Below are 22833 nucleotides of genomic sequence, written 5' to 3' on the forward strand. Positions count from 1 at the left end.
CGGGCCAGACTGCGTTGTAGTCCTCGGAAAGGTAAAACACATTCCCTTCGGACTACGCCTTGCCTGGCCCGCTTTCAGGCGACAACGCGACACAGGAAATGACCGATGACAGGCCCTTGTCATGGGGCTCGCGGCGGCAGAGTGGAGTCGTGAGGCGCTGGTGTGATCGGCGCGGCGGTTGGAGATACATGTTCAACCGAAGTTTCTGCCGGCGCGGGCACGGTTTCTGTCGGCGCTACAACGGCAGCAGGTGCAGGTGCAGGTGCAGGTGCAGGTGTCGGAGCAGGCGCAGCGGGCGCATGAATCGTCTGCTGACCCACATGCTCAATCGGCGTCGGTTCCTGTTGAACCGGGCTGAAAATCTTCCGCGCCTCTTGCTCCAGCGACAGAATGTGCTCGTTGTGCAGTTGCCGACGGATCTCGTCGGCACCGATTTCACGTTCAACTTCCTGTTTGATCGCGTTGAAGCTGCGCTTCAACCGTCCGACCCACAGGCCGGCAGTGCGCGCAGCGCCCGGCAGACGCTCGGGGCCCAGCACCAGCAGGGCCACGAGGCCGACGAGCAGCAGTTCAGAGAAGCTGATACCAAACATTAGTCAGTGCTCACACGTCTTTGCGGATCGGCTCTTCGACTTTCTGCGCCTGCACGTCGATGGTGTGCGGCGGGTTGGCCTGAGCGGTGGCTTGCGGCTGCACCGGTGGCACCGGCTGCGCAGGCGTCACGGTTGGATCGGCAGCCGGTTTTTCATCGTCGTTCATGGCTTTACGGAAGCCCTTGATCGACTCGCCGACGTCGGTGCCGAGGTTTTTCAGTTTCTTGGTGCCGAACACCAGCACCACGACTACCAGAATGACGATCCAGTGTTTCCAGTCAAAAATGCCCATGTTGCTGTTCCTCTCTAGAAATTGTTCAGGCGGACGGACGCGAGGCTTTCTCGACGTGTCCGGACAGGCCGAAGCGGCGATCCAGTTCATCCAGCACAGCCTGTGGATGCTGCCCCAGTTGGGCGAGCATGACCATGCTGTGGAACCACAGGTCGGCGGTCTCGTAGATCACGTCGCTGCAGTCACCGCTGATCGCGGCGTCCTTGGCGGCAATAATGGTTTCGACCGACTCTTCGCCGACTTTCTCCAGAATCTTGTTCAAACCCTTGTGATACAGACTGGCCACATAGGAGCTGTCGGCGGCTGCGCCCTTGCGCTCTTCGAGCACTTCGGCGAGGCGGGTCAGGGTGTCACTCATGTTTGTGTCCTGCGGAATAAATGGCGTGCGGGTCTTTCAGAACCGGGTCGACTGTCTTCCAGTCACCGTTTTCGAAGACACGGTAAAAGCAGCTTTGACGGCCGGTATGGCAAGCGATGTCGCCGATCTGTTCAACCATCAGGATGATCACGTCGGCGTCACAGTCCAGACGCATCTCATGCAAGGTCTGCACATGGCCGGACTCTTCGCCCTTGCGCCACAGCTTGCCACGGGAACGTGACCAGTAGATTGCACGGTTTTCCGCAGCGGTCAGTTCGAGCGCCTCGCGGTTCATCCAGGCCATCATCAGCACGCGTCCGGTCTTGTGATCCTGGGCAATCGCCGGCACCAGGCCATCAGCGTCCCATTTGATCTCGTCCAGCCAGTTTTTCATCTTCGACTCCGACAGCGAACCCCACACTTCAATAGTCGGGTTCAGGCATTGAAACAGTGTGCCAGCCGATCACGAAACTGGCTATCGGCGAACGACCAGATACAAGCCGACTGCCACCATGATTCCGGCCGGCCAATGCCCCAATTCGTGCAATGGGCCACCGATGGCGAGGATCACCCCGCCGGCCAGATGCGCACAACCGAGCAGGCGCAGGAACCAGTCGTCCTTGCGTTTATGCCACGGTGGCGGCGGGTCGTAGGCGTGCGGCTGGGACATGCGCTCGAGCAGATCACGGGCCATATTCGCCAGGTGCGGCAGTTGCTCGAACTGGCTCTGCACGTTGCCGAGCAAGGCTTTCGGGCTGACGCGTTCGCGCATCCAGCGTTCGAGAAACGGCTGCGCGGTGTTCCACAGATCCAGATCCGGGTACAGCTGACGGCCGAGGCCTTCGATGTTCAGCAAGGTCTTTTGCAGCAGCACCAGTTGCGGCTGCACTTCCATGTTGAAGCGCCGCGCAGTCTGGAACAGGCGCATTAGCACCTGGCCAAATGAAATATCTTTTAACGGTTTTTCGAAGATCGGTTCGCACACGGTGCGGATCGCCGCTTCGAATTCGTTGAGTTTGGTTTCCGCCGGCACCCAACCCGAATCGATGTGCAATTGCGCCACGCGGCGGTAGTCACGCTTGAAGAAGGCGAACAGATTGCGCGCCAGATAATCCTGGTCTTCCGGGGTCAGGCTGCCGACGATGCCGCAGTCGATCGCGATGTACTGCGGGCTCCACGGATTGACGGTGCTGACGAAGATGTTGCCCGGGTGCATGTCGGCGTGGAAGAAACTGTCGCGGAATACTTGGGTGAAGAAGATCTCCACACCGCGTTCGGCAAGCATTTTCATGTCGGTGCGCTGGTCGGCGAGGGTCGCCAGATCGGTCACCTGAATGCCGTAGATACGTTCCATCACCAGTACTTTCGGCCGGCACCAGTCCCAGTAGACCTGCGGCACGTAGAGCAGCGGCGAACCTTCGAAGTTGCGTTTCAACTGGCTGGCGTTGGCCGCCTCGCGCAGCAGATCGAGTTCGTCGTAGATGGTTTTTTCGTAGTCCTGGACCACGTCGACCGGGTGCAGCAGGCGCGCGTCGGCCGAGACCTTTTCGGCGGCGCGAGCAAGGATGAACAGCCACGCCAGATCCTGCGCGATGATCGGCTTCAGGCCCGGCCGGATCACTTTGACCACGACTTCCTCGCCGGTTTTCAGTTGCGCGGCATGCACCTGCGCCACCGAGGCCGAAGCCAGCGGTTCGACGTCAAAGCGGCTGAACACGTCGCTGATCTTTTTGCCGAGCTGTTCTTCGATCAGCTTGATCGACAGCTGCGAATCGAACGGCGGCACGCGGTCCTGCAGGTGCATCAGCTCATCGGCGATGTCTTCCGGCAGCAGGTCGCGGCGGGTCGAAAGAATCTGCCCGAACTTGATGAAAATCGGCCCGAGATCCTGCAACGCCAGACGCAAACGTGCGCCCCGGCTCAGGTCCAGCGGCTTGCGCGGGAACCAGCGCCACGGCAGCACGTAGCGCAGCGCCAGGAGGAACCAGGGCAGCGGCAGATCGAACAGCAGGTCATCGAGGCGGTAGCGGATCACGACAGACTGGATGCGCAGCAGACGGCGGACGGCGAGCAGCTTCATGCGTTATCGCTTGGGTCGAGGGATCGGGAAAGGCGCTCGAAACGCGCCTCGAGACGTTCCAGATCAAGTTTGATCCGGTCCAGTTCGCTAAACCGCGCTTCGGCTTCGCGGTGCCCGACGAGGGTGCGCGATTCTTCGGCGAGGTATTCGGCGAGGTTCTGGTTAAGGCTGGCAAATCCTTGTTGATACCAGCGCGCGCGGCTGCGCAGATGGCCACCGACCAGTTGCGTGGCGACCGGGCCGAGCCAGCGCGAGAGTTCGTACTCCCAGTCCAGCTCAAGGTCTTGCAGGACACCGGCCAGCTCCAGCAGCACGCCGCTGTCGCCATCGAGCTCAACTTCCGGGGCGTGCAACACCGCGGTCTTGTCTTTGCTCACGGCCAGTTTGATCAGGCTCGAGGCCGGCGCACGCAGGGTGCAGTCGACAGCGGTTTCCCAGTGCGAGGCCAGCATCAAACCTTCGTCGCTCGGCAAGATGAACAGTTGCAGCACCGGGCTGCGGCAGTCGACGGCAATCACTTTGCCGGTCAAATGCGCCAGTCGCGGCAGCGCCGTGCTGTCGAGACGCAGCACCCGGTTGAGGCCGAGTTCAACGCTGGCGAGCAGCCCGGTGATCAACATCAGGGCTTGATGCCGCGGTGCAGGGCGACAATGCCTGCGGTCATGTTGTGATAGGTCACGCGGTCGAAACCGGCGTCGACCATCATCGACTTCAACGTTTCCTGATTCGGGTGCATGCGGATCGATTCGGCCAGATAGCGATAGCTTTCCGAGTCATTGGTGATCAGCTTGCCCATCAGTGGCATGAAGGCGAACGAATAAGCGTCGTAGGCTTTCGACATCAGCGCGTTGGTCGGTTTGGAGAATTCCAGCACCAACAGACGTCCACCAGGCTTGAGCACGCGCAGCATCGAACGCAGGGCGTCTTCTTTGTGCGTCACATTGCGCAGGCCGAAGGCGATGGTCACGCAATCGAAATGGTTGTCCGGGAACGGCAGTTTTTCCGCGTCCGCCTGAACGAACTCGACGTTGCCGGCGACACCCAGATCGAGCAGACGATCACGGCCGACCTTGAGCATCGATTCGTTGATGTCGGCCAACACGACCTGACCGGTCGGGCCGACCAGGTGCGAGAATTTTTTGGTCAGGTCACCGGTCCCGCCGGCGATGTCGAGCACGCGGTTACCGCTGCGCACGCCCGACAGTTCGATCGCGAAGCGCTTCCACAAACGGTGCATGCCGCCCGACAGAAGGTCGTTCATCAGGTCGTACTTGGCGGCTACCGAGTGGAAAACCTCAGCGACTTTTTCCGCTTTCTGGCTTTCCGGAACGTTTTTGAAGCCGAAGTGAGTGGTGGGTTCGGCATCGCTGCCTTTGCGCTGATCAGTCATATCGCTGTCACCAAAAGAGAATGCGCGACATTCTAATCCCCAAGCCATGCTTTGTCTTGGAATGGCTAAAGGTAAGATGGGCAACCCTCGGGACGATTTGCCGCAGCAGCGGTCAAGATTTACCGATACCTATTTATCGCCCCATTCAAAAAGCAGGAGTCAATCAATGGCCAAAATCACTGTTGAGCGTGCCCACAATCTGGGTAAGGAAGCCGCCCGCGAGAAGGCCGACAAGCTGGCGCAAAAACTCTCCGAACAATATGGCCTGGAGCCGCAATGGTCCGGCGACACCCTGAACCTCAAGCGCTCGGGCGTGAAAGGCGCGGTGCATGTGGCGGACGATTCGATCAAGGTCGACGTGGAACTGGGCATCATGATGTCGGCCATGAGCGGCATGATCAAAGCCGAGATCGAGAAGGCCCTCGATAAAGCATTGGTCTGATTTCCGCCTGAAATACGATCCCCTGTAGGAGTGAGCCTGCTCGCGATAGCGGTCTGTCAGTCGACATCATTTTTGACTGATACACCGCTATCGCGAGCAGGCTCACTCCTACATTTGTTTTGTGTTCGGCCAGAGGTTTCATGTCAGTTGTTAGGGTGCCGTTTCTAATTTTTCTGCCTACTTTGTGCCTGAGCCCGACACTTTCGCGGGCAGTTCCTCAAACCTTCTGCGCGTGAGGTGCACCATGGCCAAAGTAATTTTGAAGAAAAAAATCGACGCTTCGACTTCTGCTCTGAGCGACGTCAAATCCTATGCCCGCAAGATCTGGCTGGCAGGCCTGGGTGCCTACGCCAAGGTCGGCCAAGAGGGCAGCGACTACTTTCAAGAGTTGATCAAGGCTGGTCAAACTGTTGAAAAGAAAGGCAAAAAAGTCGTCACTGAAAAACTCGAAGCGGCCAACGCCGAGATCGATGAAGCGAAGGGCGAAGTGAGTTCTTTCAAAGGTCGCGTCGAAGTTCAACTCGACAAGGTCGAGAAGGCGTTCGACTCCCGCGTAGCAAGCGCCTTGAATCGTATCGGCATTCCGTCTAAACATGACGTTGAGACACTCTCTGCTAAGCTCGATGAGCTGACGGCATTGCTCGAACGCGTCGCGCGTAAATCTTAAGGAGAACGGGATGGCTGGTAAAAAGAACACCGATAAAGAAGGCAGCTCGTGGATCGGGAAAGTCGAAGACTACTCCCGCAAAATCTGGCTGGCTGGTTTAGGCGTGTACTCGAAGATCGACACTGACGGCAGCAAGCTCTTCGATACATTGGTCAAAGACGGCGAGAAAGCCGAGAAGCTCACCAAGTCTGCAGTCGGCAAAAAAGTCGATGCCGCCAAGGACTCCGCTTCTTCGGCCAAGTCGCGCATCAGCGGCGTGAAAGATCGCGCCCTGGGCAAATGGGACGAGCTGGAAGGGGCTTTCGACAAGCGCCTGAACAGCGCGATTTCGCGCCTGGGCGTACCGAGCCGCAATGAGGTCAAAGCACTGCATAGCAAGGTGGAAACCTTGACCAAGCAGATCGAAAAACTCACCGGTCTGAAAACCCAGCCTGTGGCGGCGAAAACCGCAGCAGCAAAACCGGCGGCGAAAACGGCTGCGGCCAAACCAGCGGCCAAGTCTGCTGCCAAGCCACTCGCCAAAGCGGCAGCTAAACCTGCTGCAAAAGCCGCGGCTAAACCGGCTGCGAAAACCGCCGCCGCCAAGCCGGCAGCAAAAGCTGCAGCCAAACCGGTTGCCGCCAAAGCCGCTGCCAAACCGGCAGCTAAACCTGCGGCCAAAACCGCAGCAAAACCTGCCGCCAAGCCAGCCGCGAAAACCGCTGCCGCCAAACCGGCTGCCAAGCCAGCAGCCAAACCGGCTGCGGCGAAAAAACCGGCAGTGAAAAAACCGGCCGCGCCGAAAGCCGCAGCGCCGAAGCCAGCAGCACCTGCTGCAGCCAAGCCGGCCACTCCGGCAGCCCCGGTGAGCGCGTCGAACTCCGCCGCGGCACCGACTCCGGTGGCTACCCCGACTGTTGCATCGACGCCATCGACGCCAACCAGTCAGTCCTGATTTTTCAGGGCAAAATAAAGCGCCCGGCCTGTGAAGGTCGGGCGTTTTTGTTTGTGCTTTTTAAAAGCTTACCCTCACCCCAGCCCTCTCCCGGAGGGAGAGGGGGCCGACCGAGGTGTCTCACGCTATACGCCGACCTGAAAGGCCTTATCGATTATGGATTCGGTAACGCACTGTCAGGTCGGCGTACTTCTACAGCATCCCGCATTCAGTCCCCTCTCCCTCCGGGAGAGGGCTAGGGTGAGGGGCTCTTGATTCACTCGTGATCTTCAAGGTATTGCAAAGCCATCCGTTCGGTAGCGGCTTTGACCGGCGGCAACAAATGCGGCGCCACTAGCATCATGATTTGGTAAACAACCAGTCTCACTTCCCCTTCGCGATCCAGAATCCGCTGATAATCCAGCGAAAACAGCAACGTCATGGTGATCTGCTCCACCAGCTGCCCCAACGCCTGCGTATCACTGACCAACTGCCCCGAAGCCTTCAACCGCGCCAGCAACGACGCCAGCGTGCGCTTCAGCGCATTGAGCAGTTGTCGAATGCCCTTGGCCAGCTTCGGCAAGCGTCCGGCGAGGTTCGACAGGTCCTGAAACAGAAAGCGATACTGCGCCAGCCGCTCGACGATCAAATGCAAAAACAGCCAGTAATCCTCCGGTGCCAATTCCACATCCGAGGGCGGATCGAGCAGTGGCGCCAGTTCATTCTGGAAGCGTTCGAACAACCCGAGAATCAGCGGTTCCTTGCCGTGAAAGTGGTAGTAGAGGTTGCCCGGGCTGATCCCCATTTCGTTGGCCACCTCCATAGTGGAGACGTTCGGCTCGCCCTTTTCGTTGAACAGTTGCAAAGCACATTCGAGAATCCGGTCGCGGGTTTTCATCCAGTCTTCTTAGAAAAGTTCGGTTAAGCGTCAGCGCACACGCACGTAAGTACCGGGCGCTGCCTCCATCGGTGGATAGTTCGGGTTGCCGAGGGTGAACGAGGTTTCGTGCTGCGCCCCCGAGCGTTGCTGAATCCACTCCAGCCACTGCGGCCACCAGCTGCCGTCAACGTGCTTGCCGTCGTAGTACCAGGCGCGCGGGTCGCTGCTCATCTTGGCGTTCTCGACGTACGCGGCTTTAGGGTTGCTCGGCGGGTTGAGAATGCTCTGCACATGGCCGCTGTTGGACAGCACGAAACGCCGTTCGCCACCGAGCAGCAGGGTCGAGCGATACACCGCATCCCACGGCGTGATGTGGTCGTTCATGCCGGCGACGCTGAAGCTGTCGACGGTGACTTTCTGCAGATCGATCGGCGTGCCACAGACTTCCAGTCCACCCGGATGGGTCAGCGGGTTGTGCTTGAAGAAGTCCAGCAGGTCACCGTGAAATGCCGCCGGCAGTCGGGTGTTGTCGTTGTTCCAGTAGAGGATGTCGAAGGCCGGCGGCTCTTTGCCCAGCAGGTAGTTGTTGACGAAGTAACTCCAGATCAGATCGTTGGGACGCATCCAAGCGAAGACTTTGGCCATGTCGCGACCGTCGAGCACGCCCTTTTGATACGAGCGGCGCTTGGCCGCTTCGAGGGTTTGTTCGTCGGCGAACAGCGTGGCCGAGGTTTCGATTTCACTGTCGAGCAGGCTGACCAGATACGTCGCGCTGGAGACGCGGCGCAGTTGCCGCTTGGCCTGCAAATGCCCTTGCAGGGCGGCGATGGTCAGCCCGCCAGCGCAAGCGCCCATCAGATTGACCTCGCGGGCGCCGGTGATCGCCCGGCAGATGTTCATCGCTTCTTCCACCGCTTCGACGTAGGTCGACAGGCCCCATTCGCGATGGCGTACATCCGGGTTGCGCCAACTGATCATGAAAGTCTGCAAGCCGTTCTTCAGGGCGTACTGGACGAAGCTGTTGTGTGGGCTGAGGTCGAAAATGTAGTACTTGTTGATTTGCGGCGGCACCACCAGCAGCGGCTTGGCGTACTGCTTTTCGCTCATCGGCTTATACTGGATCAACTCCAGCAGATCGTTGCGGAACACCACCGAGCCGGTGGTGGTGGCGACGGTCTTGCCGACCTCGAAAGCCTGTTTGGTCACCTGACGTGGCAGGCCGTCGTTGTGCAGCAAATCATCGAACAAATGGCTGAGACCGCGCACCAGACTGTGCCCTCCGGAGTTGAACAGCTCCTTGACTGCCAGCGGGTTGAGCAGGGTGTTGGACGGCGCCACGGCGTCGTTGAGCTGGGTGAAGGCGAAGTGCGCACGGGCGCGATCGTCCGGGCTCATGTTGCTTTCATCGATCCAGCTTTTGACCTGTTTTTGCCAGGCCAGATAGGCCTGCAGGCTACGCCGGTAGAACGGGTTGAGGCTCCACGCCGGATCGGCGAAGCGGTTGTCGTTCGGGTTGGTCGGGTGCAGGGTTTCGCCGAGCAGCACGCGGCCCAGTTGGCCACCAAGTTTCAACGCGTGCTTCGCACTGTGGATTGGGTTGCGCAGGCCATGGGCGGCGACGCTGCGCAAGGTCGAAATCAAATCCCGCCCACGCAGGCCGGTGATCGCACTTTGTGCGTTGATGAACACGGCGGGGCTGGGCACAACGCCCGTCGCTGGTTTGTCGCGCATGACTCAACACTCCTTCGTCTTCAGGCCAAAAACAAACTCACCGAACCAGAACACCATAGACGCTGTTGCGGGTTGCTGCCTGCGCGGCGTCCTGCCGCGCACTCTTTGCCAAAGGCCTGCATAAAGCCTGCCGCTGGGGTTAACCGCCGAGCGGTGTCGGATGCGGGTGCATCACCGCGCGCTGCCGTTCCTCCTGGAGAAATTTCATGATGATCGGCGCCACCGCTTCAGCGCGGGTAATCAGGAACAGATGACCGTCGTCGATGATGTGCAGTTGGGCGTTGGGAATGCGCCAGGCGAGCATGCGCATGTTGATCAGCGGGATCAGCGGGTCGTCGTCACCGGCCAGCACCAGCGTCGGCTGATGGATCTTGTGTAGCCAGTGAATGCTGGTCCAGCCGAGGCCGGCGAACAGTTGCCAGTAGTAACCGAGCTTGCCGGCCGAACGCACTTTCGCGGCGTGGCTGGCCGCCAGCGTCGGGTCGCGTCGGAACGAGCCGCCGTAGATCAGCGGCGCGATGCGGATCACATGGGAAGGCTGAATGTAGCGCCGCGGACTGGCCATCATCCACAGCACTTTCGGTTTGCCCGGCACCATCACCGCACCGGCCGCGGTCGCCGCCAGCACCAGTTTCTTGCAGCGCTCGGGGTAGTCGTAGGCGAACTGCTGCGCGAGCGCGCCGCCCCACGACACGCCAATGACGTTGACCTGACCGTAGTCGAGGTAATCGAGCATGCGCGAGGTCAGCTTGGCCAGACCGGGAAAGCGATATGGCCGGTTCGGCGTGGACGAGCCGCCGACACCAGGCACGTCGAAGGCGATCACTTCCAGATCCGGGTCCAGCGCCGCGACAAACGGAAACACCAGCTCCAGGTTGGCGCCGATGCCGTTGAAAATCAGCAAGGGCGTCAAGTGAGGCTTGCCGGGGCGTACCGCCGTGCGGAGGGTCTGGCCATCCAGATCGACGGTACGGAATATGAACGGTTGCGGCATGCTTCAGGCCCTGTGGATTTCAAGTACACCCCGCCCCCTGTGGGAGCGAGCCTGCTCGCGAAGGCGTCGTGTCAGCCAACATCGATGTTGATTGAATGAGCGCTTTCGCGAGCAGGCTCGCTCCCACAATGACAAGGTGGGTGTCAGTTACCGCTCATGTACGTAAGTGCCCGGCGATGCTTCACCCGCCGGATACGCCTTGTTGCCCAGTTTCAGCGGGGCCTTTTTCAGGTTGCCCGAGCGCTCGGCCTGCCACGTTTGCCAGTACAGCCACCAGGAGTCGGTATGCTTGGTCGAGTTCTCTTGCCATTCATCGGCATTGGCAGCCACTTCTTCGCTGGTCATGTAACGCGATTTCGGGTTGCCCGGCGGGTTCAGGATGCTCTGGATATGCCCGCTGCTCGACAGCACGAACTCGACCTTGCCACCAAACAACTGCGCCGACTTGTAGCAGGACTTCCACGGGGTGATGTGGTCGTTGGTGCCCGCCAGCGAGAAGATGTCGGCCGTGACCTGCTTGAGGTCGATCGGCGTGCCGCACACTTCCAGTGCATTCGGGCGAATCAGTGGGTTGTTTTTGAACATCTCGATCAGGTCACCGTGGAACGCGGCGGGCAACCGGGTGGTGTCGTTGTTCCAGAACAGAATGTCGAACACCGGCGGCTCGTTGCCGAGCAAGTAGTTGTTGACCCAGTAGTTCCAGATCAGATCGTTCGGGCGCATCCACGCGAAGACCTTGGCCATGTCTTTGCCTTCGAGCACGCCGGCCTGATAGGAGTGGCGCTTGGCGGTCTCCAGGGTCTGCTCGTCGACGAACAGGGCGACGTCGCTGTCCAGGGTCGTGTCGAGCACGCTGACCAGCAGCGTGAGGGCGTTGACCTTCTTCTCGCCGATCGCCGCGTAGTGGCCGAGCAGGGCGGTGCAGGTGATGCCGCCGGAGCAGGCGCCGAGCATGTTCACGTCTTTGCTGCCGGTGATCGCGGTGACCACGTCGACGGCTTCTTTCAGCGCGTCGATGTAAGTCGATAGACCCCACTCGCGCTGCGCCTTGGTCGGGTTGCGCCAGCTGACGATGAACGTCTGCACGTTATTGCGCAGGCAGAAGCGCGCCAGACTCTTGTCCGGGCTCAAATCGAATACGTAGAACTTGTTGATCTGCGGCGGCACCACCAGCAAAGGGCGCTCGTGGACTTGCTCGGTGATCGGCTTGTACTGGATCAGCTCCAGCACGTCGTTGCGAAACACCACCGCGCCTTCGGTGACACCGAGGCTCTTGCCGACCTCGAACGCGCCCATGTTGACCTGGCTCGGCATGCCGCCGTTATGTACCAGATCCTTGGCCAGATGCGAGAGGCCATCGAGCAGGCTTTTGCCGCCGGTTTCGAAGAAGCGTTTCACCGCTGCCGGATTGGCCGCCGTATTGGTCGGAGCCATGGCTTCGGTCATCAGGTTGATCACGAAGTGGCCGCGGGCGATGTCTTTGGGGGAGAGACTGCTGTCATCGATCCAGGCATGGAGTTCCTTGCGCCACGCCAGGTAAGTTTGCAGATAACGTTTGTAGAGCGGGTTCTGGCTCCACGCAGGATCGGCGAAGCGACGGTCATCGCCAGCCGGTTGCAGTTCGGATTTACCAAACAACACGTTCTTCAGTTCGAGGCCGAAATGGGTGACGTGCTTGACGCTATGGATTGGTTGTCTGATGGCCTGTTTCAGCACCATACGAGCAGAGGCCAGCAGATCCTTTCCGCGTAGCCCAACGACGGGATTAAGCCCCAGGGTGTTTTCCGAGGCTTGGTACTTCAGGTCATCGTTATTCTTGTTACTCATCTACGACGCTCCATTGTCCTGAGACGAGTACCCGGTTTTCTGCTGTGCAGTTCCACAGCCAATGCCAGGTACTACTGCTCGGGTGACCGTTAATTCTGCATAGCTGCTTTACAGTCGTAGAGCATTGCAGGGAACTTGCCAGCTCCATTGGTTACCCGAGTTTAATTTTTTTCGCAAGCAGGCCGATCCTCGGCCACACAGCGGAGCATTCAAACAGATGAATTTAGAAAATGCCCTCTAATGAGCGCAAGGCACGGGCTAGAGCATCAGCTTGACGACTGACTCGTTCGGATCGCGGGTCTTGCCCGCCGCTTTGAGCTCGGCCAGATAATCGGCCCAGAGTGCGTCATAACGTCGCCCCAGCTCGTAGAGATAATCCCAGGTAAACAAGCCACTGTCGTGACCGTCGTCGAAGGTCAGTTTCAGTGCGTAGTGACCGGCCGGTTCCAGCTTGCTCAGACCGACGTTGAGCTTGCCGAATTGCAGGATCGGTTTGCCGTGGCCCTGGACCTCGGCGGAGGGGGAGTGCACGCGCAGAAATTCGGCGGGCAGGGTGTACTCCTCGCCGGACGCGTAGGTGAGCGTCAGGGTTTTCGAGGCTTTGTGCAGTTTGATGTCGGTGGGGATCATGAGCAGGTATCCGTCTGGTGCGGAACCTTGTGGGAGCGAGCCTGCTCGCGAAAGCGGTGGTTCAGTCAACACAAGGGTTGAATGTACTGCCGTCTTCGCGAGCAGGCTCGCTCCCACCGTTCCATTACATCTGTAAGTATGGCTTACAGGATATAACGGGACAGGTCTTCGTTCTGCGCCAATTCGCCGAGGTGGCTGTTGACGTATTCGGCGTCGATCAGAATCGGCTGCTCATCGTGGGTGCTGGCCAGATCGCCGGCACTGAACGACACCTCTTCGAGCAAGCGCTCAAGCAGCGTGTGCAGACGACGGGCACCGATGTTCTCGGTCTTCTCGTTGACCTGCCAGGCGATCTCCGCCAGACGCTTGATACCTTCCGGCTGGAACTGGATGTTCAGGCCTTCGGTTTTCAGCAGCGCGCAGTATTGTTCGGTGAGCGAAGCGTGCGGTTCGCTGAGGATGCGCTCGAAGTCCGACGGGCTCAGGGCCTTGAGTTCAACGCGAATCGGCAGACGACCTTGCAGCTCCGGCACCAGATCGCTCGGCTTGCTCAGGTGGAACGCGCCGGATGCGATGAACAGGATGTGGTCGGTCTTGACCATGCCCAGTTTGGTGTTGACGGTGCAGCCTTCGATCAGCGGCAGCAGGTCGCGCTGTACACCTTCACGGGAGACATCGGCGCCGCCGACATTGCCACGCTTGGCAACTTTGTCGATCTCGTCGATGAACACGATACCGTGCTGCTCAACCGCTTCCAGCGCTTTGGCTTTCAGCTCTTCTTCATTGACCAGACGCCCGGCTTCTTCGTCGCGCACCAGCTTCAGCGCTTCTTTGACCTTGAGCTTGCGCGCCTTCTTCTTGCCCTTGCCCATGTTGGCAAACAGCGACTGCAGCTGGTTGGTCATCTCTTCCATGCCAGGCGGCGTGGCGATTTCGATGCCGGCAACTTCGGCGACTTCGATCTCGATTTCCTTGTCGTCCAGCTGACCTTCGCGCAGGCGCTTGCGGAACAGCTGACGGGTGTTGGAATCGGAGCTCGGCGTTTCTTCATTGCTGAAGCCCATGCGCGCCGGCGGCAGCAATGCGTCGAGGATACGATCCTCGGCAGCGTCTTCAGCGCGATGGCGAACGCGGGTCATTTCCTGCTCGCGGAGCATCTTGATCGCAGCGTCGGCCAGATCACGGATGATCGACTCGACGTCACGGCCAACGTAGCCGACTTCGGTGAACTTGGTCGCTTCGACCTTGATGAACGGCGCGTTGGCCAGTTTCGCCAGACGACGGGCGATCTCGGTTTTACCGACACCGGTCGGGCCGATCATCAGGATGTTTTTCGGGGTCACTTCAACACGCAGCTCTTCAGGCAGCTGCATGCGGCGCCAGCGGTTGCGCAGGGCAATCGCGACGGCGCGCTTGGCATCGTCCTGGCCGATGATGTGGCGGTTGAGTTCGTGGACGATTTCGCGGGGAGTCATGGACATAGTAATTGACGGTCCTCAAGCAGAAACAAGCCGTGGCACAGGGCCGCGTCAGGCTTATTCAGCGAGATCCTGCTCCTCAATGGTCTGAGTGTGGTTGGTGAATACACAGATGTCGCCGGCGATGCCAAGGGCGGTTTCGACGATTTCGCGGGCCGACAGGTCGGTCTTTTTCAGCAGCGCGCTGGCCGCGGCTTGCGCATAGCCGCCGCCGGAACCCATGGCGATCAGGCCATCTTCGGGTTCGACCACGTCACCGTTGCCGGTGATGATCAGCGAGGCGTCTTTGTTGGCCACCGCGAGCATGGCTTCGAGGCGGCTCAGGGAGCGGTCGGTGCGCCATTCTTTGGCGAGTTCGACAGCGGCGCGCACCAGGTGGCCCTGATGTTTTTCAAGCTGGCCTTCGAAACGTTCGAAGAGGGTAAAGGCGTCAGCGGTGGCACCGGCAAAACCGGCGATGACCTGGCCGTGGTACAGGCGACGGACTTTTTTCGCGTTGCCTTTCATCACGGTATTGCCGAGAGAAACCTGGCCGTCGCCGCCCATGACGACTTTGCCGTGACGGCGGACTGAAACGATGGTGGTCAAGGGAAGAGTCTCCACACAGCGGGGCGAAAGTGCCTTATGCCCATTCATATGGGGGTGCTGGAGAGGATTTCAACCGGGGAGGGTGCGCAGGGACGAACGGCGGGTGGTTGATTGATCGTTCCCACGCTCTGCGTGGGAATGCAGCCCGGGACGCTCCGCGTCCCTTAACCGCTGGGACGCAGAGCGTCCCTTGAGGCGTTCCCACGCAGAGCGTGGGAACGATCGGCCGAGCGTCAGCGGCTCTGGCGTTGTTGTAACAACAGGTTGCTGAAGCCGGCGCCGGCCAGTTGTTTCTGCGCAGTAGTCAGTTGTTCACGGTTGCTGAACGGGCCGACCAAAACGCGGTACCAGGTTTCATCCTTCACTGTGCCGGACTCAACCGCCACCGCCTGACCGAGCAGAATGATCTGCGCACGGACCTTGTCGGCATCGGTTTCCTTGCGGAACGAACCCGCCTGCAAGAAGAACTTGGTCACCGGCGCCGCTTTGCTCACTGGTGGCGCTGGCGGTGGGGTAATCCCGGCCAAGGCTGCCTGCGCGCGCGCGGTGTCGATCTTCGCCGCTTCCGCCGGGGTCACCGGCGTGGTCGGGATGGCCGGCACTTGTGGCGTCGGCAAAGTCTTCTCTGGCACGGCGTCCGGCGGCACGATCACTTCCGATTCCGGCAGCAGCGTGTAGAAGTCGTACTTCGGCTTCACCGGTTGCGTCGGGCTCGGCGGGGTCTTGTTGGCCTCGGCGATCTTCGACGCTTTCTGCTGTTGCGCCTGTTCGACCTTCTCACGCTTGACCGTGTCGCTGCCCTTGCCCGGCTCCAGCTTCATCAGAAACACGATGAACGCGCCGACCGTCAGGCCGATGGCCATCCACAGCCAACCCGGAATCGGTTGCTTCGCAGGAGCTTGGTAACGGCTGGCGCCACGCTTGGGTGCAGGTTTTTTCTTGGCGGCCAACTTACATACGCTCCAGAGTTTCCAGACCCAACAGCTCCAGGCCTTGCTTGAGGGTGCGACCGGTCAGCGCGGCCAGGCGCAGACGGCTCTGCATCTGGGCCGGGGTGTCGGCGGCGAGGATCGGGCAGTTCTCATAGAAGCTGGAGAACAGACCGGCAACGTCGTACAGATAAGTGCAGAGAATGTGCGGCGTGCCTTTGTCGGACACGTTGTTCAGCACTTCGCCGAACTGCGCCAGTTTTGCTGCCAGCTCTTGTTCGTGCGCCGCTTCCAGCACGATCTGGCCATCGACTTCGTTGAAGTCCTTGCCCAGTTTGCGGAACACACCGGCGACGCGGGTATAAGCGTAAAGCAGGTACGGCGCAGTGTTGCCTTCGAAATTCAGCATCAGGTCGAAGTTGAAGCTGTAGTCGCTGGTGCGGTGCTTCGACAAGTCGGCGTATTTCACCGCGCCGATGCCGACGACTTTGGCGATGTTGCGCAGTTCGTCTTCGGCCAGCTCCGGGTTCTTCTCTTTCACCAGGCTGTAGGCGCGTTCCTGCGCTTCGGTCAGCAGATCGATCAGCTTCACGGTGCCGCCGTCACGGGTCTTGAACGGACGGCCGTCAGCGCCGTTCATGGTGCCGAAGCCCATGTGCTCCATTTCCATCGGATGGGTGACGAAACCGGCCTTGCGCGCCACGGCGAACACTTGCTGGAAGTGCAGGGCCTGACGCTGATCGACAAAGTACAGCGCGCGATCAGCTTTCAGCTTGCCGCTGCGGTAGCGCACGGCCGCCAGGTCAGTGGTGGCGTACAAGTAGCCGCCATCAGCCTTGACGATGATCACCGGCAGCGGATCGCCGTCGGCGTTCTTGAACTCGTCGAGGAACACGCACTGGGCGCCGTTGCTCTCGACCAGCATGCCAGCGGCTTTCAAGTCGTTGACCACGTTGATCAGGTCGTCGTTGTAGGCGCTTTCGCCCATCACGTCGGCCATGGTCAGTTTGACGTTGAGCAGTTCGTAGATCTTCTGGCAGTGCGATAGCGAGATGTCCTTGAACTTGGTCCACAGCGCCAGGCACTCGGCATCGCCGGCCTGCAACTTGACCACCAGACCACGGGCGCGGTCGGCGAATTCTGCGGATTCGTCGAAGCGCTGTTTGGCGGCGCGGTAGAAGTTTTCCAGGTCGGACAGCTCGTCGCTGGTGATCGGGTTTTCCTGCAGATACGCCATCAGCATGCCGAACTGGGTGCCCCAGTCGCCGACGTGGTTCTGACGGATCACTTCGTCGCCGAGGAATTCCAGTACGCGGGCCACGCCGTCGCCAATGATGGTCGAGCGCAAGTGGCCGACGTGCATCTCTTTGGCCAGGTTCGGCGCCGACAGGTCGACCACGGTGCGCTGCGCCGGGCCAGCCTTGCGTACGCCAATGTGAGCGTCGGCCAGCGCAGCGTCGAGGCGCGAGGCCAAAGCCTGAGTGTTCTGGAAGAAGTTGATGAAGCCCGGGCCAGCGATTTCGGCTTTGGTGACGTTTTCGTCAGCCGGCAGCGCGGCGATGATTTTTTCCGCCAGATCGCGCGGCTTCATGCCCGCAGGCTTGGCCAGCATCATGGCGATGTTGCTGGCGAAGTCGCCGTGGGTCTTGTCGCGGGCGTTCTCCACCTGGATCGCCGGCGACAGGCCTTCAGGCAACACACCTTCGTTGACGAGTTGGGTGAGGGCTTGTTGGATCAGCTGGCGAATGGTGTCTTTCATGGTCTTCTCTTTCGACCGCAAGCGCGGCGGGCGCATCGATGCGCGGGTGGAAAAACTGGGCATTATCCGTTGCGAAGACGGGCTTGCCAACCTTAGCAGGCAGCTTATGGATATGTGGTGACAAATAGATCATTTTCGCGAGCAGGCTCGCTCCTACAGGTACTGCGCAGTCCTTGTGGGAGCGAGCCTGCTCGCGAAGGCGATCTTTCTATCAATACAAATCTACAGGGTCGACATCCAGCGACCAGCGCACCGCCCGCCCGCTCGGCATCTGCTCCAGCGCCAACAACCAACTGGTCAACAACCGATGCAACGGTGCCCGCGCCGTCGCTTGCAACAACAACTGCGCGCGATATCGCCCGGCGCGCCGCTCCATCGGCGCCGGCACTGGCCCAAGCAGTTCAATCCCGCTCAGATTCTGCTCGGTCAGCAAGCGCTCAGCTTCGCTGCACGCCTCATCGAGAAAGCCCTCCGCCTGCCCCGGCTTGTGCGCTTCGGCACGCAACAACGCCAGATGCGCAAACGGTGGCAGTCCGGCAGCCCGTCGTTCGCTCAAGGCCTGTTCGGCAAAGGCGAAATACCCCTGTTCGGTGAGCTGCACCAATAAAGGATGGTCGGCGAGGTGGGTCTGAATGATCACCTTGCCTGGCTCCTCGGCACGCCCGGCACGCCCGGCCACCTGCACGATCAATTGGGCCATGCGCTCGCTGGCGCGGAAGTCGCCGGAGAACAGGCCTCCGTCAGCGTCGAGGATCGACACCAGCGTCACCCGCGGAAAGTGGTGCCCTTTGGCCAACATTTGCGTGCCGACCAGAATGCACGGCTGACCTTTCTGAATCGTCGCGAACAACTGATTCATCGCGTCTTTGCGCGACGTGCTGTCGCGGTCGACGCGCAGCACCGGGTAATCGGGGAACAGAATCGCCAAGCGTTCTTCGGCGCGTTCGGTGCCGGCACCGACGGGGCGCAAATCAACCTTGTTGCACTTCGGGCACTGGCGCGGCGTGCGTTCGACGTAGCCGCAGTGGTGGCAGCGCAGTTCACCGTAACGCTGGTGCACGGTCATCCGCGCGTCGCAGCGTGAGCATTCGGACATCCAGCCGCAATCGTGGCACAGCAGCGTCGGCGCAAAACCGCGACGATTGAGGAACACCAACACCTGTTGCCCATTCGCCAGTGTCTGACCGATGGCTTGCTGCATCGGCCCGGAAATCCCGCTGTCCAGCGGACGGCTTTTCACGTCCAGACGCAGGAAGCGCGGTTGCTTGGCGCCACCGGCGCGCTCGTTCAGGCGCAGGAGGCCGTAACGACCGGTGTAGGCGTTGTGCAGGCTTTCCAGCGATGGCGTGGCAGAACCGAGCACGATCGGGATGTTTTCCTGGCGGGCACGTACCAGCGCCAGATCACGGGCGTGGTAACGCAGCCCTTCCTGCTGTTTATAAGAGCCGTCGTGCTCTTCATCGATGATGATCAGCCCGGGATTCTTCATCGGCGTAAACAGCGCCGAGCGGGTACCGATAATAATGTCGGCCTCGCCATCACGGGCGGCGAGCCAGGCTTCGAGGCGCTCGCGATCATTGACCGCCGAGTGCAGCAGGGCGATGCGTGCGTTGAAACGCTGTTCGAAACGCGCCAAGGTCTGCGGGCCGAGGTTGATCTCCGGGATCAGCACCAGCGCCTGCTTGCCGGCTTCGAGGGTTTCGCGGATCAGCTGCAAATAGACTTCGGTCTTGCCGCTGCCGGTGACGCCGGCCAGCAGGAACGCGTGATAACTGTCGAAACCGGCGCGAATCGCCTCGTACGCGGCGCGTTGCTCGGCGTTCAGCGGCAATTCCGGTTGCGCCAGCCAGTGCTCGTGGCGCAAGCCCGGTGCATGCCGGCGGATCTCGACTTGCACCAGACCCTTGGCCAGCAGCAGGTCGAGGCTGTCCTTGCTTAACATCAATTTGCTCAGCAACTGATGGGCGACGCCGTGCGGATGCTGGGCCAGCGTGGCGAGTGCTTCACGCTGACGCGGCGCTCGAGCAATGCGCGGGTCTTCAAGGCTGGCGCCGGGCGTGGCTGACCAGAAACGCTCCTGACGCGCCTCGGCCAGTTCGCCTTGTCGCAATAGCACCGGCAGCGCCCAGCTCAGGGTGTCGCCGAGGCTGTGCTGATAATACTGCGACGTCCACAGGCACAACTTGAACAGCGCTGGTGGCAGCGGCGGCGTAGTGTCGAGCAGGGCCAGCGCCGGTTTGAGTTTCTCCACCGGCACTTCGCTGGTGTCGGTGACCTCGACCAGAATGCCGATCATCTCGCGTCGGCCAAACGGTACGCGCAAACGCATACCCGGCTGCAATTGCTCGCGCAGCACGCCGGCCGGCGCTCGGTAGTCGAACAGGCGGCGCAAGGGTGAAGGCAGGGCTAGGCGCAGAATGGCGTCGGGCACGCGGGGGGATCTCTATAAGAACAAGGACATGACACATATCCAATGTAGGAGTGAGCCTGCTCGCGATAGCGGTGTGTCATTCAGCATTTATTTCTTCTGACACACCGCTATCGCGAGCAGGCTCACTCCTACAAGGGAATCGCGCAATGGGCCGGGAGCCTAGCAGACGGTCGGTCTTGGTGACAGCTTGCGTGTTTGAAAAGGTCTGGTAGAATCCGCGGCCTAATTACGTGCGGTATTCAACAATAGTGTTGGGTGGCGGCACGCTAGCTGAGGAAGACACCATGAAAGCTGATATTCACCCGAATTACCCAGTCATCGCTGTTACCTGCAGCTGTGGCAACAAGTTCGAAACTCGTTCGACTTTCGGCAAAGCTCTGCCAATCGACGTTTGCAACGAATGCCACCCGTTCTACACCGGTAAGCAGAAGACTCTGGACACTGGCGGCCGCGTTCAGCGCTTCGCAGACCGTTTCGGTGCTTTCGGCAAGAAACCTGCTGCTGCAGAGTAAGGTTGAAGGGCCCGGTGGGCTTTTCCTCGTTGCTGAAAAAGGCGTCCCTCGCGGGCGCCTTTTTTGTGTCTGCGATTTGGCTGTCCGGCGCGCAGGCCTTCTGCCCGGCGCCTGCGGGACTGGCCAGCGTCACGGTGCAGCGCGTGGTCGATGGCGACACGCTGCGCCTGAGCGATGGTCGCAGCGTACGGATGATTGGCCTCAACACACCTGAACTGGGCAGGCAGGGCCGCAGCGACGAACCCTTCTCCGTGGCGGCACGCCAACGCCTGCAAGCGCTGGTCGATGCCAGCGGCGGCCGTGTCGGATTACGTCCCGGCAAGCAAGCCAAAGACCATTACGGGCGTACGCTCGCGCATATTTACAGCGCCAGCGGCGCCAATCTCGAAGCGCAAATGCTCGCCGATGGCCTCGGTTTCCAGGTCGCGGTCGCGCCGAATGTCGATCTTGTTGCCTGTCAGCAAGCCGCCGAACGCAGTGCGCGATTGGCCGGGCTGGGCCTCTGGCGGCAGTCGCCTGTACTGAAAGCGGAGCAGATCCAACGCTCGGGTTTCGCCGTGATCAGTGGCCGTGTGAGCAAGGTTCAGCGCAATCGCGGCGGAATCTGGATCGAGTTAAAGGACGCACTTGTATTGCGCGTTGCACCCAATCTGGTCGGACAATTTGACAATGCACGGTTGCAGGCGCTGAAAGGCAAGCAGATCGAGGCTCGCGGCTGGATCGTTGATCGTTCGCGGCGCGGTGGATTGCAATCCGGTCAGGCGCGCTGGCTACTTCCATTGACGGATCCTTCAATGTTGCAAACGCCGCGCTGAAGAAAAAATTGTAGACATTTTTTCTATCGATTGTGAACAGTCCAGCCCTTGTGCGCCGTGGCTCTTGGCCCAAAGTCGTAGGGCAGGGCGCTTGACAGGGGTGACCGCTCAGTCTTGTGGGGACTTTGCGAGGCGCGTATCCTCGCTGACCAGTCTGTCCAACAGTAAAAAGCGGAATGCCAAAATGTCTGATCTGAAAACTGCCGCTCTCGAATATCATGCCAATCCTCGTCCAGGGAAGCTGAGTGTCGAGCTCACCAAGGCCACTGCTACCGCTCGCGACTTGTCGCTGGCCTACAGCCCCGGCGTAGCTGAACCAGTGCGTGAGATCGCTCGCGATCCTGAACTGGCCTACAAATACACCGGCAAGGGCAACCTGGTTGCAGTCATTTCCGATGGCACCGCGATTCTCGGTCTGGGCAACCTCGGCCCATTGGCCTCCAAGCCAGTGATGGAAGGTAAAGGCGTACTGTTCAAGCGCTTCGCCGGCATCGACGTTTTCGACATCGAAGTCGACTCCGAAAGCCCGCAAGCCTTCATCGACACCGTAAAACGCATCTCCATCACCTTCGGTGGCATCAACCTGGAAGACATCAAGGCGCCAGAGTGCTTTGAGATCGAGCGCGCTCTGATCGAGCAGTGCGACATTCCGGTGTTCCACGATGACCAGCACGGCACCGCGATCGTGACCGCTGCGGGCATGATCAACGCTCTGGAAATCGCTGGCAAAACCCTGCCGGACGCCAAGATCGTCTGCCTGGGCGCCGGCGCTGCGGCCATCTCCTGCATGAAACTGCTGGTGAGCATGGGCGCACGCATCGAAAACATCTTCATGGTTGACCGTACCGGCGTGATCCACTCCGGCCGTGACGACCTGAACCAGTACAAAGCAGTATTCGCTCACGCTACCGACAAGCGCAGCCTGGCTGACGCACTGGCGGGCGCTGACGTGTTCGTCGGTCTGTCCGGCCCGAACCTGCTGAGCGCTGAAGGTCTGCTGTCGATGGCGGCCAACCCGATCGTGTTCGCCTGCTCGAACCCGGATCCGGAAATCTCCCCGGAACTGGCGCACGCTACCCGTAGCGACGTGATCATGGCCACCGGCCGTTCGGACTACCCGAACCAGGTCAACAACGTACTGGGCTTCCCGTTCATCTTCCGTGGTGCCCTGGACGTTCGCGCCAAGCGCATCAACGAAGAAATGAAAGTGGCTGCCGCCAACGCCCTGCGTGAACTGGCCAAGCTGCCTGTTCCTCAGGACGTGTGCGATGCCTACGGCGGTGCGCCGCTGGAATTCGGCCGTGAATACATCATTCCGAAGCCAATGGACAAGCGCCTGATCACCCTGATCTCCGACGCTGTGGCCAAAGCCGCGATCGAGACCGGTGTGGCGACCCTGCCGTATCCGAAGAACTACCCGCTGAAAAGCGTGGATGACGTGTTCAACGGCTAAGCCGTTGTAGCGCTTCAACCGAAAGCCCCGGCTCGTGAGAGTCGGGGCTTTTTTGTTTTCGGGAATTCTCA

General features: G+C 60.3%; 24 protein-coding genes. 7 read left to right on the plus strand and 17 right to left on the minus strand.

Annotated elements, in window-relative coordinates; genetic code table 11:
• Positions 1-119: 119 nt before the first annotated feature.
• The 7 genes from tatB to ubiE all read right to left on the minus strand — a co-directional run bounded on the left by tatB (position 120) and on the right by ubiE (position 4713).
• Positions 120-593, minus strand: a complete 474-nt coding sequence (gene tatB / locus AC5SEM_RS27945; RefSeq protein WP_495471728.1) for a Sec-independent protein translocase protein TatB — start codon at positions 591-593, stop codon at positions 120-122.
• A 10-nt stretch (positions 594-603) separates the two neighbouring features.
• Positions 604-885, minus strand: coding sequence for a twin-arginine translocase TatA/TatE family subunit (locus tag AC5SEM_RS27950; protein ID WP_003220847.1), 282 nt, complete (start codon positions 883-885; stop codon positions 604-606).
• 25 nt (positions 886-910) lie between these two features.
• On the minus strand, positions 911-1243 hold the full coding sequence (locus AC5SEM_RS27955) for a phosphoribosyl-ATP diphosphatase (protein WP_007909355.1): 333 nt from the start codon (positions 1241-1243) through the stop codon (positions 911-913).
• Positions 1236-1637 (minus strand): phosphoribosyl-AMP cyclohydrolase, encoded by a 402-nt coding sequence (hisI, locus tag AC5SEM_RS27960; RefSeq protein ID WP_007909357.1) that lies wholly within the window; start codon positions 1635-1637, stop codon positions 1236-1238. The genes AC5SEM_RS27955 and hisI overlap by 8 nt, the downstream gene beginning before the upstream one ends.
• Positions 1638-1718: 81 nt before the next feature.
• Complete coding sequence (ubiB, locus tag AC5SEM_RS27965; RefSeq protein ID WP_495471729.1) at positions 1719-3323, minus strand: ubiquinone biosynthesis regulatory protein kinase UbiB; 1605 nt, start codon at positions 3321-3323, stop codon at positions 1719-1721.
• On the minus strand, positions 3320-3943 hold the full coding sequence (locus tag AC5SEM_RS27970) for a ubiquinone biosynthesis accessory factor UbiJ (RefSeq protein WP_495471730.1): 624 nt from the start codon (positions 3941-3943) through the stop codon (positions 3320-3322). Before AC5SEM_RS27970 ends, ubiB begins: the two co-directional genes overlap by 4 nt.
• Entirely contained in the window at positions 3943-4713 is a 771-nt protein-coding gene (gene ubiE / locus AC5SEM_RS27975; RefSeq protein WP_008080626.1) for a bifunctional demethylmenaquinone methyltransferase/2-methoxy-6-polyprenyl-1,4-benzoquinol methylase UbiE, read from the minus strand. The genes AC5SEM_RS27970 and ubiE overlap by 1 nt, the downstream gene beginning before the upstream one ends.
• A 166-nt stretch (positions 4714-4879) precedes the next feature.
• Between ubiE and AC5SEM_RS27980 the strand changes: the two genes are divergently transcribed.
• The 3 genes from AC5SEM_RS27980 (at position 4880) to AC5SEM_RS27990 (ending at position 6756) form a co-directional block, all read left to right on the plus strand.
• Positions 4880-5155 (plus strand): polyhydroxyalkanoic acid system family protein, encoded by a 276-nt coding sequence (locus tag AC5SEM_RS27980; RefSeq protein WP_077570393.1) that lies wholly within the window; start codon positions 4880-4882, stop codon positions 5153-5155.
• A 244-nt stretch (positions 5156-5399) separates the two neighbouring features.
• Positions 5400-5822, plus strand: a complete 423-nt coding sequence (locus tag AC5SEM_RS27985) for a phasin family protein (protein WP_127648618.1) — start codon at positions 5400-5402, stop codon at positions 5820-5822.
• Positions 5823-5832: 10 nt separating this feature from the next.
• Positions 5833-6756 (plus strand): phasin family protein, encoded by a 924-nt coding sequence (locus AC5SEM_RS27990; RefSeq protein WP_122609122.1) that lies wholly within the window; start codon positions 5833-5835, stop codon positions 6754-6756.
• A 256-nt stretch (positions 6757-7012) separates the two neighbouring features.
• Here the strand turns inward: AC5SEM_RS27990 and AC5SEM_RS27995 are convergent, their stop codons facing one another.
• The 9 genes from AC5SEM_RS27995 to argS form a co-directional block, all read right to left on the minus strand.
• Positions 7013-7633, minus strand: coding sequence for a TetR/AcrR family transcriptional regulator (locus tag AC5SEM_RS27995; RefSeq protein ID WP_116029247.1), 621 nt, complete (start codon positions 7631-7633; stop codon positions 7013-7015).
• A 30-nt stretch (positions 7634-7663) separates the two neighbouring features.
• Entirely contained in the window at positions 7664-9346 is a 1683-nt protein-coding gene (gene phaC, locus AC5SEM_RS28000; protein WP_495471731.1) for a class II poly(R)-hydroxyalkanoic acid synthase, read from the minus strand.
• Between the two features lie 139 nt (positions 9347-9485).
• Entirely contained in the window at positions 9486-10340 is an 855-nt protein-coding gene (phaZ, locus tag AC5SEM_RS28005) for a poly(3-hydroxyalkanoate) depolymerase (protein ID WP_034152967.1), read from the minus strand.
• A gap of 147 nt (positions 10341-10487) precedes the next feature.
• Complete coding sequence (gene phaC, locus AC5SEM_RS28010) at positions 10488-12167, minus strand: class II poly(R)-hydroxyalkanoic acid synthase (RefSeq protein ID WP_077570403.1); 1680 nt, start codon at positions 12165-12167, stop codon at positions 10488-10490.
• 258 nt (positions 12168-12425) lie between these two features.
• Positions 12426-12797, minus strand: a complete 372-nt coding sequence (locus tag AC5SEM_RS28015; RefSeq protein ID WP_077570405.1) for a gamma-butyrobetaine hydroxylase family protein — start codon at positions 12795-12797, stop codon at positions 12426-12428.
• 143 nt (positions 12798-12940) lie between these two features.
• Positions 12941-14278: an ATP-dependent protease ATPase subunit HslU gene (hslU, locus tag AC5SEM_RS28020; RefSeq protein WP_077570407.1), complete on the minus strand. Its 1338-nt coding sequence runs from the start codon at positions 14276-14278 to the stop codon at positions 12941-12943.
• Positions 14279-14332: 54 nt separating this feature from the next.
• Positions 14333-14863 carry an ATP-dependent protease subunit HslV gene (hslV, locus tag AC5SEM_RS28025; protein WP_016984593.1) on the minus strand — a complete coding sequence of 177 codons (531 nt, stop codon included), beginning with the start codon at positions 14861-14863 and terminating at the stop codon, positions 14333-14335.
• A 233-nt stretch (positions 14864-15096) separates the two neighbouring features.
• Positions 15097-15813 carry an SPOR domain-containing protein gene (locus AC5SEM_RS28030; protein ID WP_007909385.1) on the minus strand — a complete coding sequence of 239 codons (717 nt, stop codon included), beginning with the start codon at positions 15811-15813 and terminating at the stop codon, positions 15097-15099.
• Between the two features lies 1 nt (position 15814).
• Positions 15815-17551, minus strand: coding sequence for an arginine--tRNA ligase (gene argS, locus AC5SEM_RS28035; protein ID WP_371042212.1), 1737 nt, complete (start codon positions 17549-17551; stop codon positions 15815-15817).
• On the opposite strand from argS, the gene AC5SEM_RS28040 reads away from it, so the two are divergent.
• Positions 17550-17672: a hypothetical protein gene (locus AC5SEM_RS28040; protein ID WP_256579857.1), complete on the plus strand. Its 123-nt coding sequence runs from the start codon at positions 17550-17552 to the stop codon at positions 17670-17672. The genes argS and AC5SEM_RS28040 overlap by 2 nt on opposite strands.
• Positions 17673-17762: 90 nt before the next feature.
• Here AC5SEM_RS28040 and AC5SEM_RS28045 read toward each other — a convergent pair whose 3' ends face one another.
• Positions 17763-19982, minus strand: a complete 2220-nt coding sequence (locus tag AC5SEM_RS28045) for a primosomal protein N' (protein ID WP_495471732.1) — start codon at positions 19980-19982, stop codon at positions 17763-17765.
• Positions 19983-20266: 284 nt separating this feature from the next.
• On the opposite strand from AC5SEM_RS28045, the gene rpmE reads away from it, so the two are divergent.
• The 3 genes from rpmE (at position 20267) to AC5SEM_RS28060 (ending at position 22762) form a co-directional block, all read left to right on the plus strand.
• Positions 20267-20494, plus strand: coding sequence for a 50S ribosomal protein L31 (gene rpmE / locus AC5SEM_RS28050; protein WP_016984589.1), 228 nt, complete (start codon positions 20267-20269; stop codon positions 20492-20494).
• 14 nt (positions 20495-20508) lie between these two features.
• Positions 20509-21309, plus strand: coding sequence for a thermonuclease family protein (locus tag AC5SEM_RS28055; protein WP_495471733.1), 801 nt, complete (start codon positions 20509-20511; stop codon positions 21307-21309).
• A gap of 184 nt (positions 21310-21493) precedes the next feature.
• Positions 21494-22762, plus strand: coding sequence for a malic enzyme-like NAD(P)-binding protein (locus tag AC5SEM_RS28060; RefSeq protein ID WP_038360054.1), 1269 nt, complete (start codon positions 21494-21496; stop codon positions 22760-22762).
• Positions 22763-22833 lie beyond the last annotated feature (71 nt).

Source organism: Pseudomonas sp. CH61 (assembly GCF_059429415.1).

Coding starts and splice junctions, on each gene's coding strand:
- AC5SEM_RS27955 (WP_007909355.1), bottom strand. CDS start 1,243: ATGAGTGACACCCTGACCCGCCTCGCCGAAGTGCTCGAAGAGCGCAAG.
- AC5SEM_RS27985 (WP_127648618.1), top strand. CDS start 5,400: ATGGCCAAAGTAATTTTGAAGAAAAAAATCGACGCTTCGACTTCTGCT.
- tatB (WP_495471728.1), bottom strand. CDS start 593: ATGTTTGGTATCAGCTTCTCTGAACTGCTGCTCGTCGGCCTCGTGGCC.
- hisI (WP_007909357.1), bottom strand. CDS start 1,637: ATGAAAAACTGGCTGGACGAGATCAAATGGGACGCTGATGGCCTGGTG.
- AC5SEM_RS27980 (WP_077570393.1), top strand. CDS start 4,880: ATGGCCAAAATCACTGTTGAGCGTGCCCACAATCTGGGTAAGGAAGCC.
- AC5SEM_RS27950 (WP_003220847.1), bottom strand. CDS start 885: ATGGGCATTTTTGACTGGAAACACTGGATCGTCATTCTGGTAGTCGTG.
- AC5SEM_RS28040 (WP_256579857.1), top strand. CDS start 17,550: ATGGTCTTCTCTTTCGACCGCAAGCGCGGCGGGCGCATCGATGCGCGG.
- ubiE (WP_008080626.1), bottom strand. CDS start 4,713: ATGACTGATCAGCGCAAAGGCAGCGATGCCGAACCCACCACTCACTTC.
- hslU (WP_077570407.1), bottom strand. CDS start 14,278: ATGTCCATGACTCCCCGCGAAATCGTCCACGAACTCAACCGCCACATC.
- phaZ (WP_034152967.1), bottom strand. CDS start 10,340: ATGCCGCAACCGTTCATATTCCGTACCGTCGATCTGGATGGCCAGACC.
- phaC (WP_077570403.1), bottom strand. CDS start 12,167: ATGAGTAACAAGAATAACGATGACCTGAAGTACCAAGCCTCGGAAAAC.
- argS (WP_371042212.1), bottom strand. CDS start 17,551: ATGAAAGACACCATTCGCCAGCTGATCCAACAAGCCCTCACCCAACTC.
- AC5SEM_RS27990 (WP_122609122.1), top strand. CDS start 5,833: ATGGCTGGTAAAAAGAACACCGATAAAGAAGGCAGCTCGTGGATCGGG.
- phaC (WP_495471731.1), bottom strand. CDS start 9,346: ATGCGCGACAAACCAGCGACGGGCGTTGTGCCCAGCCCCGCCGTGTTC.
- ubiB (WP_495471729.1), bottom strand. CDS start 3,323: ATGAAGCTGCTCGCCGTCCGCCGTCTGCTGCGCATCCAGTCTGTCGTG.
- AC5SEM_RS28060 (WP_038360054.1), top strand. CDS start 21,494: ATGTCTGATCTGAAAACTGCCGCTCTCGAATATCATGCCAATCCTCGT.
- AC5SEM_RS28015 (WP_077570405.1), bottom strand. CDS start 12,797: ATGATCCCCACCGACATCAAACTGCACAAAGCCTCGAAAACCCTGACG.
- AC5SEM_RS27995 (WP_116029247.1), bottom strand. CDS start 7,633: ATGAAAACCCGCGACCGGATTCTCGAATGTGCTTTGCAACTGTTCAAC.
- AC5SEM_RS27970 (WP_495471730.1), bottom strand. CDS start 3,943: ATGTTGATCACCGGGCTGCTCGCCAGCGTTGAACTCGGCCTCAACCGG.
- rpmE (WP_016984589.1), top strand. CDS start 20,267: ATGAAAGCTGATATTCACCCGAATTACCCAGTCATCGCTGTTACCTGC.